At 71.6% G+C, this 10,148-nt stretch carries 6 protein-coding genes; 3 read left to right on the top strand and 3 right to left on the bottom strand.

Annotation, left to right across the window (positions count from 1 at the left end; all coding sequences use genetic code 11):
- A partial coding sequence (gene glgP, locus ESO86_RS06110) for an alpha-glucan family phosphorylase (RefSeq protein WP_129234094.1) occupies window positions 1-2,204 on the bottom strand: 2,204 nt, incomplete at its 3' end.
- A 120-nt stretch (window positions 2,205-2,324) separates the two neighbouring features.
- Between glgP and ESO86_RS06105 the strand changes: the two genes are divergently transcribed.
- A complete protein-coding gene (locus ESO86_RS06105; RefSeq protein WP_129234093.1) occupies window positions 2,325-4,340 on the top strand; it encodes a maltotransferase domain-containing protein in 2,016 nt (671 codons plus the stop codon).
- Complete coding sequence (glgB, locus tag ESO86_RS06100) at window positions 4,337-6,544, top strand: 1,4-alpha-glucan branching protein GlgB (RefSeq protein WP_129234092.1); 2,208 nt, start codon at window positions 4,337-4,339, stop codon at window positions 6,542-6,544. The genes ESO86_RS06105 and glgB overlap by 4 nt, the downstream gene beginning before the upstream one ends.
- 16 nt (window positions 6,545-6,560) lie before the next feature.
- Here the strand turns inward: glgB and ESO86_RS06095 are convergent, their stop codons facing one another.
- Both ESO86_RS06095 and ESO86_RS06090 read right to left on the bottom strand, forming a co-directional pair.
- Window positions 6,561-7,523, bottom strand: coding sequence for a tetratricopeptide repeat protein (locus tag ESO86_RS06095; RefSeq protein ID WP_129234091.1), 963 nt, complete (start codon window positions 7,521-7,523; stop codon window positions 6,561-6,563).
- Entirely contained in the window at window positions 7,520-9,403 is a 1,884-nt protein-coding gene (locus ESO86_RS06090) for a DUF8094 domain-containing protein (protein ID WP_129234090.1), read from the bottom strand. The genes ESO86_RS06095 and ESO86_RS06090 overlap by 4 nt, the downstream gene beginning before the upstream one ends.
- 194 nt (window positions 9,404-9,597) lie before the next feature.
- On the opposite strand from ESO86_RS06090, the gene ESO86_RS06085 reads away from it, so the two are divergent.
- Window positions 9,598-10,148 (top strand): DivIVA domain-containing protein (locus tag ESO86_RS06085; protein ID WP_129234089.1); only part of this gene is annotated, 551 nt, incomplete at its 3' end.

The following is a 10,148-nucleotide window of genomic DNA, read 5'->3' as shown; positions in this document are numbered from 1 at the left end:
ACGCGCGCACCCCAGGCCGCGAGCTCGCGCGCCGGCTTCGCGCCCTCCGCTCCGACCACGGCGGCGTGCTCGGCGGCCGGGCGGTACAGCCGCTCGACGTACTCGCGCACCATGCGGTCCGCTCCCAGCTCGGGCGAGAGGTGCGCGAGCGTGCGGCGCACGCGCGCCATCCACTCGGTGGGCACTCCGTCGCGGTCGCGATCGTAGAAGAGCCGCGTGATCCGGTGCTCGATGAGGTCGTAGAGGGCGGATGCCTCGAGCCGGTCGCGCTCGGCCTGGTCGCCGGCGGCGTCGGCCGTCGGGATCACCCAGCCGTGGTCGTCGGCGGCGTACTCGGCCCACCAGCCGTCCAGGATCGACAGGTTGAGCGCGCCGTTCATGGCGGCCTTCATCCCCGACGTGCCGCACGCCTCGAGCGGTCGGAGCGGGTTGTTCATCCAGACGTCGCAGCCCGGGTAGAGCAGCTGGGCCATGCCGATGTCGTAGTCGGGCAGGAACACGATGCGCTCGCGGAGCTCGGGCCGCTGCGCGAACTGCACGAGGCGCTGGATGAGCCGCTTGCCCTCGTCGTCGGCGGGGTGCGCCTTGCCCGCGATCACGAACTGGACGGGACGGTCGGGGTTGGTGAGGATCGCCGCGAACCGGTCGGGGTCCTGCAGCATGAGCGTCAGTCGCTTGTACGTCGGCACCCGGCGGGCGAAGCCGATCGTGAGGACGTCCGGGTCGAGCACGCGGCGCACCCAGTCGGGCGCCACGGCGCCGCCGTGCTGGCCCGCCCAGGCGCTCGCGAGCCGGCGTCGGGCGTCCTCGACGAGCTGGAGGCGCATGCCGCGCTTCACGCCCCACAGCTCGGCGTCGCTGACCGCGGCGCTCATCCAGTCGGCGTGCTCGGTGTCCCCGGTGCCGAGCCGCTCCTCGGCGAGCGCGAGCAGCGCCGGGTCGGTCCACGTCGGGGCGTGCACGCCGTTCGTGACCGACGTGATCGGCACCTCGTCGGCGTCGAAGCCCGGCCACAGCTCGCCGAACATGCGCCGGCTCACCTCGCCGTGCAGCTTCGACACGCCGTTCGCGCGCTGCGCGAGCCGGAGGCCCATCATCGCCATGTTGAACGCGCTGTCCTCAGCGGGCAGGCCGGGCTCGAGGCCCAGCGGAAGCGCGTCGGCGGGGTCGATCCCGGGCAGCAGTCCGGACTCGAGGTAGCTGGCGACGAGGGCGCGATCGAAGCGGTCGATTCCCGCGGGGACCGGCGTGTGCGTCGTGAAGACGGTGCCCGCGCGCACGAGCTCAAGCGCCTCGGCGAAGGAGAGCCCGTCGCCGATGCACGCCGAGATGCGCTCGAGTCCGAGGAACCCGGCGTGGCCCTCGTTCATGTGGAACACGTCCGGGAAGTGGCGGCCGGTCAGTCCGCTCCACGCGCGGATCGCGCGGACCCCGCCGATGCCGAGGAGGAGCTCCTGCTGGAGGCGGTGCTCTCCACCTCCGCCGTAGAGCCGGTCGGTCACCTGGCGGAGGTCGTCGTCGTTCGCCGGGATGTCGGTGTCGAGGAGGAGCAGCGGCACCCGGCCGACCGCGGCCTGCCACACGCGCGCGTGCAGGCTGCGGCCGCCGGGCACCGCGAGCGTGACCTGCACCGGCGTGCCGTCGGCGCGCCGCAGGACCGACAGCGGGAGCCCGTCGGGATCGAGGGCCGGGTAGCGCTCCTGCTGCCATCCGTCGGGCGCGATCGCCTGCGAGAAGTACCCGGCCTTGTAGAACAGGCCGACCGCGATGAGCGGGACCCCCAGGTCGGAGGCGGCCTTCAGGTGGTCGCCGGCGAGGATGCCGAGCCCGCCGGAGTACTGCGGCAGCGCCTCGGTGATGCCGAACTCGGGCGAGAAGTACGCGACGGTCCTCGGCGTGTCTGCGCCGAGCGACTGGTACCAGCGCGGCTCGGTCACGTAGGCGCGCAGCGCGTCGCGCTCGCGCTCGGCCCAGGCGATGAAGCCCTCGTCGGCCGCCAGTTCGTCGAGGCGCCGCGCGTCGACGTCGCCGAGGAACGCGATGGGATCGCGCCCGGACCGGCGCCAGCCCGCGGGGTCGATGTGCTCGAACAGGCGCCGGGTCGGCTCGTGCCACGACCAGCGCAGGTTCGCGGCGAGCTCTTCGAGCGCGGCGAGCTGGGGCGGGACGACGGCGCGGACGGTGAACTTGCGGATGGGCTTCACGGGGTCCACCCTACGCAGCGCCGTGTGTCCTGGATATGAACGGATACCGCGACACCGCCGAGTCGCGCAGCACGCTGCAACCCGGTATCGGTCGCACCCCATCCGCGCTACGGTCGGAACGTGACGAACCGTGCAGTTCGAGCCGGCCGGATCCCGGTGACCCGGCTCACGCCCTCCTTGCCCGATCCGCGATGGAATCCGAAGGCGTTCTCCGGGGAGGTGGTCCCGTTCCGCGCCACGGTGTTCCGCGAGGGGCACGACCTCGTCGGGGCGATGCTCGTGCTGACGAGCCCGTCCGGCGTCGAGACGCGGCACCGGATGTCGCCGCTCGCGCCGGGCACCGACGGCTGGGAGGCGCGCGCCCGGCTGGACGAACTCGGCACCTGGCACTGGCACGTGACGGGCTTCGGCGACGAGGTCGGCACGTGGGTGCACGACGCCGAGCTGAAGATCGACGCGGGCGTCGACGTCGAGCTGATGTACGAGATCGGCGCGCGACTGGCCGAACGCGCGGCGAAGGAGGCGGAACGTCCCGCCGCGGTGCGCAAGCGCCTGCGCGCGTACGCGGCGATGCTGCGCGACGCGGACGCCGACGCATCCGCCCGCCGCGCCCTGCTCGAGGACCCACTGCTCGAGGAGTTCCGCTCCCGCCCGCTCGCCCGCTTCGCGACCGACTCCGAGGAGCACGAGATCCTCGTCGAGCGGCGACGCGCCGGAGTCGGCTCGTGGTACGAGTTCTTCCCGCGCTCCGAGGGCGCGCGGCAGCTGAAGAAGGACGGCTCGTGGAAGTCGGGCACCTTCCGCACCGCGCAGCGACGACTCGACGGCGTCGCGGCCATGGGCTTCGACGTGGTCTACCTGCCGCCGATCCATCCGATCGGCTTCGCGTTCCGCAAGGGACCGAACAACACGCTCACGCCCGGACCGTTCGACCCCGGCTCGCCGTGGGCGATCGGCGCCGCCACCGGCGGCCACGACACGGTCCACCCCGAGCTGGGATCGCTCGCCGACTTCCGGGCGTTCGTGCGCCGGGCCGCCGCGCTCGGCATCGAGATCGCGCTCGACCTGGCGCTGCAGGCGTCGCCCGACCATCCATGGGTGACCGAGCACCCCGAGTGGTTCACGACGCTGCCCGACGGCACGATCGCGTACGCCGAGAACCCGCCGAAGAAGTACCAGGACATCTATCCGATCAACTTCGACGACGACTTCGAGGGGCTCGTCGTCGAGGTGACGCGCATCGTGCGGCACTGGATGAAGCAGGGCGTGCGCATCTTCCGCGTCGACAACCCGCACACCAAGCCGCTGATGTTCTGGGAGCGGCTCATCGGCGACATCAACGCGACCGATCCCGACGTCGTCTTCCTCGCCGAGGCGTTCACGCGGCCGGCCATGATGCAGGCGCTCGCGATGGTCGGCTTCCAGCAGTCGTACTCGTACTTCACGTGGCGCAACACCAAGTCCGAGCTCGAGGAGTTCCTGACGAGCGTGTCGCAGGAGACCGCCGACTTCATGCGGCCCAACCTGTTTGTGAACACCCCCGACATCCTGACCGAGTACCTCCAGTTCGGCGGTCCCGCGGCGTTCACCGTGCGCGCCACGATCGCCGCGACCGCGGCGCCCACGTGGGGCGTCTACGCCGGCTTCGAGCTGTTCGAGTCCGTCGCCCGGCCCGGCGCCGAGGAGGCCATCGACAACGAGAAGTACGAGTACCGGCCGCGCGACTTCGCCAAGGCAGAGGCCGAGGGCACCTCGCTCGCGCTCTACCTCGGGATCCTGAACCGCATCCGGGCCGATCACCCCGCGCTCGCGCAGCTCCGGAACATCCGCTTCCACTACAGCGACGACGACTCGGTCCTCGTCTACTCCAAGCACCTCGAGGGCCGGTTCATCGAGGGCCGCGGACCCGACGACCACGACACGATCCTCGTCGTGGCGAACGTCGACCCGCACTCGGTGCGGGAGACCACCGTCCACCTCGACCTCGCGGCGATCGACCTGCCGGCCGGCGGGACGTTCGGCGTCGAGGACCTCGTCACCGGCGATCGCTGGGAGTGGAGCGAGCACAACTACGTCCGACTGGATGCCTTCACGCAGCCGGTGCACATCCTCCGAGTGATTCGAGGCGCCGAATGACCGACACCACGCCAGTCCAGGCCCCGCCCGTGCCCGACGAGCTGCTGCTCGCCGTCGCGGAGGGCCGGTACCACGATCCGCACCAGGTCCTCGGCCAGCACGGCTTCCAGGCGCCCGGCGAGGGCGGCGCACGCACCGTCATCCGCGCTCGGCGACCGCTCGCCGCGTCCGTCGTCGCGGTGCTCGACGACGGGACCGAGCTGCCGCTCGGCCACGTCGGGCACGGCGTGTGGGCGGGCGCCGGCGCGTTCGGCCCGACCGGGTACCGCGTGCGCGCGCGGTACGACGACGGCACCGAGTGGACCGCCGACGACCCCTACCGGTACGCGCCCACCATCGGCGAGCTCGACCTGCACCTCATCGAGGAGGGACGGCACGAGGAGCTCTGGCGCGTGCTCGGCGCCCACCACCGCGAGTTCCCGTCGATCACCGGACCGCTGCGCGGCGTCTCGTTCACGGTCTGGGCCCCACGTGCCAGCGCGGTCCGCGTGGTCGGCGACTTCAACCGCTGGGACGGCATCGGGCACTCGATGCGGAACATGGGCTCGAGCGGCATCTGGGAGCTGTTCGTGCCCGACGTCGAGCCCGGCGCGTCGTACAAGTTCGAGCTGCTCGCGCCCTCCGGCGAGTGGATCATGAAGGCCGACCCGATGGCCCGGCGCGCCGAGGTCGCCCCCGCGACCGCATCGGTCGTCGAGGCGAGCCAGCACGAGTGGTCCGACGACGAGTGGATGTCGCAGCGCGGGCACCGCAATCCGCACGAGCTGCCCATGAGCATCTACGAGCTGCACGTCGGCTCGTGGCGGCCCGGCAAGGGCTACCGCGACGTCGCCGACGAGCTCATCGAGTACCTGCAGTGGCTCGGCTACACGCACGTCGAGTTCATGCCGCTCGCGGAGCATCCGTTCGGCGGCTCGTGGGGGTACCAGGTCACGGGCTACTTCGCGATCACCAGCAGGTTCGGCTCCCCCGACGACCTGAAGTACCTCATCGACCGGCTGCACCAGGCGGGCATCGGCGTGATCATGGACTGGGTCCCCGGCCACTTCCCGAAGGACGAATGGGCCCTCGCCCGGTTCGACGGCGAACCGCTCTACGAGCACGCCGACCCGCGCCGCGGCGAGCAGAAGGACTGGGGCACGCTCGTCTTCGACTACGGCAACCCGCGCGTGCGGAACTTCCTCGTCGCGAACGCGCTGTTCTGGCTGGAGGAGATGCACATCGACGGCCTGCGGGTCGACGCCGTGGCATCCATGCTCTACCTCGACTACTCGCGCGAGGAGGGCGAGTGGATGCCGAACCGGTACGGCGGTCGCGAGCACCTGGAGGCGATCGGCTTCCTGCAGGAGGCGACCGCGACGGCCTACAAGCGCAACCCGGGCATCGTCATGATCGCCGAGGAGTCGACGAGCTGGCCGGGCGTGACCGCGACGACCTCGTCGGGCGGCCTCGGCTTCGGCTACAAGTGGAACATGGGGTGGATGCACGACACCCTGCAGTACATCCAGCGCGACCCGATGTACCGAGCGCACCACCACGGCGAGCTCACGTTCTCGTTCCTCTACGCGTTCAGCGAGCACTTCATCCTGCCGATCAGCCACGACGAGGTCGTGCACGGCAAGGGCTCGCTCGTGCGCAAGATGCCCGGCGACCACTGGCAGCAGCTCGCGAACACGCGCGCCTACCTGGCGTACATGTGGGCGCACCCCGGCAAGCAGCTGCTGTTCATGGGGCAGGAGTTCGGCCAGCTCTCGGAGTGGAGCGAGGAACGCGGCCTCGACTGGTGGATCCTCGACCAGCCGAGCCACCGCCAGCTCGCCGAGCTCGTCGGCCGGCTGAACCGCACCTACGCCGAGACGCCCGCCCTCTGGCAGCTCGACGACGACTCGGCGGGCTTCGACTGGGTCGAGGGCGGTGCCGCCGAGATGAACGTGATCGCGTTCCTCAGGTACGACCGCGACCGTCGGCCGCTCCTGTGCATCGTGAACTTCGCCGGGAACCCCCATGACGGCGTACGGCTCGGCCTGCCGTTCGCGGGCCGCTGGCGCGAGGTGCTGAACACGGATGCCGCGGAGTTCGGCGGCTCGGGCGTGGGCAACATGGGCGGGGTCGACGCGACCGACGAGCCGTGGGCGGGCAAGCCGGCCTCGGCCGTCTTCACGCTGCCGCCGCTCGGCGCCCTCTGGTTCACGCCCGAGGGGTAGCCGCTGCGGGAGTCGGCTAGTAGAGCAGCATCGCGAGCCGGCGCCGCGCCGCGCCGACGCGCGGGTCCTCGACCCCGACCACCTGGAACTGCTCGAGCAGGCGCTCCCGCACCCGGTTCTTCCCGTCGGCGTCGAGCGTCGGGAACAGGTCGAGCAGCCGCGCGAACGCGTCATCGACGTGGCCGCCGGAGAGGTCGAGGTCGGCGACGTCGAGCTGGGCGTCGAGGTCGTCCGGCGTGGTCGCCGCGCGGTTCCGGATCTCGTCGAGCGTCTTGCCCTGGAGGCGACCGAGCAGGTTCGCCTGTGCGAGTCCGGCGACCGCGAGGTCGTCGCGCGGGTCCTGCGTGATCGCCGAGCGGTAGGCGGATGCCGCCGCCGCGTAGTCGCCACGGCTGATCGCGTCGAACGCCTCCTGGTGCAGCGGCGGCAGCGGCTCCTCGACGGGCTCCTCTGCTCCGCCCTCGCCGTCGCCCTCGCCCTCGGCGCCCGGCACCCGTCCGGTCACGCCGTTGCGCTCGGCGACCTCGAGGAGCTGGTCGAACACCTGGTCGATGACCTCGTCGGGCTGCACGCCCTGGAACAGCGGCACCGGCTGCCCGGCGACGAGCGCGACGACCGTGGGGATCGCCTGCGCCTGCAGCGCCTGGACGAGCTGCGGGCTCCGGTCCGCGTCGGCGGGCGCGAGCACGAGACGACCCTCGCGGGCGTTCACGAGTCGCTCGAGGGCGGCGACGAGCTGGGTGGACTGCTCGCTCCACGACGCCCACAGGGCGAGGACGACCGGGACCGAGCGCGAGAGCTCGAGCACCTGGCCGAAGCTCTGGTCGTCGACGGCCGCGACGTAGCCGCCCTGGCCTCCTGGTGCAGGAGCGGCGCCGGGGGCGCCCGTCGCCGGTCGCTCATCGCGGTGGACGAGCGAGGACAGGTCGACCGCACCGCGCAGGCTCGCGGGCTCGTGGGGTGGGAACGCGTTCGTCACTTGACCTCCGATGCGCCGATCAGGGATTCGGACCAGCCCAGCAGGCGGATCTGCTCGTCGGATCCGACCGCGGGCACGTAGAACATGAGCTGGATGCCGATCTCGCGCTCCACGCCCTTGGCGCTCTTCTCGTCGAAGCCGGAGAGCGCTGCGCCGGGCTGGCCCTCCTTGAAGCCGATCGTGCCGCCGTCGTTCGGCGTGACCTTCTCGGTCTGCGTGATCGAGACGGTCACCAGGGCGCCGGAGTCGTTCGTGGCGAGCGCGACCGTCGGACTGTCGCCGGGCGCGTTCGAGAATGCCACGTCGGCCGTGTCGGGGAGGTCGTCGGCGATGGCCTTCTGACCCTCGACGCCGAGCTGCTGGCGGATGACGTCGCCCTCCGGGTCGAAGAACTGCGCGAACTCCGACTCGTCGCCCTTCAGCAGGACGTCGGCATAGGCCGGGGCGACCTGGCCCGTCGGCATGATGAGGCCCTTGAACTCGGGGTTGATCGGCGGTGCGCCGATGGACGCCGGGGCGACCTCGGGCACGTCCGCGTCGGGCACGAGCGCCGTCGCGTACAGGACCTTGTAGTTCTCGCGCGGCGACTCCTGGCGGAGGACGAGGGCCGTCGGCGCGACGGTCTCGTCGTCGTTGTTCTTCGCGATGGTGAGCACGGTCCTCGGCCAGCCAGTCACCTGCTGCGGCAGGGTGAGCGTCAGCGGCGAAGCGGGGATCGCGGGCAGCGATGCGTGGTCGGGCAGTGACTTGCGGATCGCGTAGTTCGCATTCCTCGCCTCGAGCGCGGGGCCGGTGAACCGCTCGGCGAGCCGCTGCGAGTCGGCGTCGGCATCGACCTCGGTCGTGAAGACCGCGATGCGCCGCATGATGCGCTCCATCTGCGGCACCGTCACGGCCGGAACGACCTCGGGGGCCGCGGGTTCGATCGGCTCGGCCTCCTCGCCCTCGGCCGCGGTCTCGACCGGGGTGGCCGGCGCCGTCGTCTCGGGTGCCGACGTCAGGTCGGGCCAGTAGTCCGCCGAGCACGCGGACAGCGCGATGGCCGGAACCAGGAGCACCGGCAGGAGCGCGATGCGCCTCGCGCGGCCGGTCGAGCGGCCCGAGCCGCCGGAACCCAGCGCGGCACGCTGCGACCGCTGCGGTCGGGGTGCCCGCATCAGCTTGCCCTTCGGCCCCTTGGGCAGGTTGCGGCGCGGCCCGCGGGAACGGCGGTGGGCGAAGACGCCGGAGATCACGAGGACGATGCCGACGAGGAACAGGAGGGCGCCTCCGGCGATGAGCGGCCCGGCCCACGGCGTGGCGTTGTCGAGCGGCCACGCGACGACGATGCGACCGGGCGCCGGGGCCGTCCCGTCGGACGAGATCAGGACCGTGATCCCCTCGGGCACGTCGACCGTGGTGGTCAGCGTGCGGTCGCCGGTGAACTCGTCGAGCCACAGGTCGCTGCCCGCCGGCGACGCGGCGGGGTCGGGCTCGGCCTCGGCGTCCTCGGACTCCTCCGCGACCTCGGGCTCCTCGGTCGCGGGGGTCGTGGGCGTGGAGTCGTCGACGGGCTGCGCGACGATCACCTCGCTGGTGAGCTCTCCGGCCTCGCCGTCGTATCCGACCGACACGTAGGGGTCGTCGCCGATCCAGTTGAGGACGTCGTCGGTGCGCCCGTAGGCGAGGTAGACGGCTCCGCCGCCCGAGACCGTGATGGTCTGCTTCCCCGGGTTCGCGGCGAGGGCCTCGGGTGTGAGGACCGTGTAGCTGGCCTGGTTCTCGACCACCGTCCCGAGCGAGACCCTGTCTGGCTCGAGGAAGACGGTCCGTTGGGCGATGCCGAAGCCGACCAGCACGGCGGCAGCAGCGAACGCCAGAATGGCGAGGACGAAGCGCACTCGGTTAACCTCCAGGCCGCGGGGGCGGCATCCGACAAAGACACCCCACACTACCGACGGTGTCTGGGAGTCTCCTAACCGATGACTGGATGACACGGGCCTCCAGTGGTCGGGCTCCGGGCCGTATGATCGGAGGCGACCCGCGCGCCCCCCACAACCCCCCACAACGCGGGACACGGACCCCGGAGGAAGAATTGGCCGTCGAAGAGACCGAGTTCACGCAGGTGTTCCGCGGATACGACAAGGACGAGGTCGACCGCAGCATCAACCAGCTCCGCCGCGAGATCATCTCGGCGAACAACGCGTCCAGTGACGCGCAGAAGGAGAACAAGCGGCTCCTCGCGCGCATCGAGGAACTGACCGCGGAGCTCGAGGAGGTCGGCAGCCCGACGTTCTCCGGCCTCGGCACGAAGCTCGAGAACACGCTCCGCGTGGCAGAGGAGCAGTCGACCCGCCTCATCGCGCAGGCCGACATCGACGCCGAGAAGCTTCGCCGCGCTGCGGAGGACGAGTCGCACCTCATGCGCTCCGACGCGCACGAGCTCGCCGAGCGCACGCTCAGCGAGGCGCGCGCGCAGGCCAACCGCCTGCTCGAGAACGCACGCGCCGAGGCCGACGACATGGTCGCCCGCGCGCACGAGTCGAGCGAGCAGGTGCGCGACGACGCCAACCGCGACGCCGCGTCGATCCGGGGTACCGCGTCGACCGAGGCCGCCGAGGTCCGGGCGACCGCGAAGCGCGAGGC

This window comes from Agromyces binzhouensis (assembly GCF_004135055.1).
GTDB classification, from domain to species: domain Bacteria; phylum Actinomycetota; class Actinomycetes; order Actinomycetales; family Microbacteriaceae; genus Agromyces; species Agromyces binzhouensis.
The sequence above is the reverse complement of the archived record's forward strand: the minus strand, read 5'-3'. Positions and strand labels throughout refer to the sequence as shown.

Excerpts from the sequence above, each read along its gene's own strand:
- glgB (WP_129234092.1), top strand. The coding sequence starts at position 4,337 with ATGACCGACACCACGCCAGTCCAGGCCCCGCCCGTGCCCGACGAGCTG.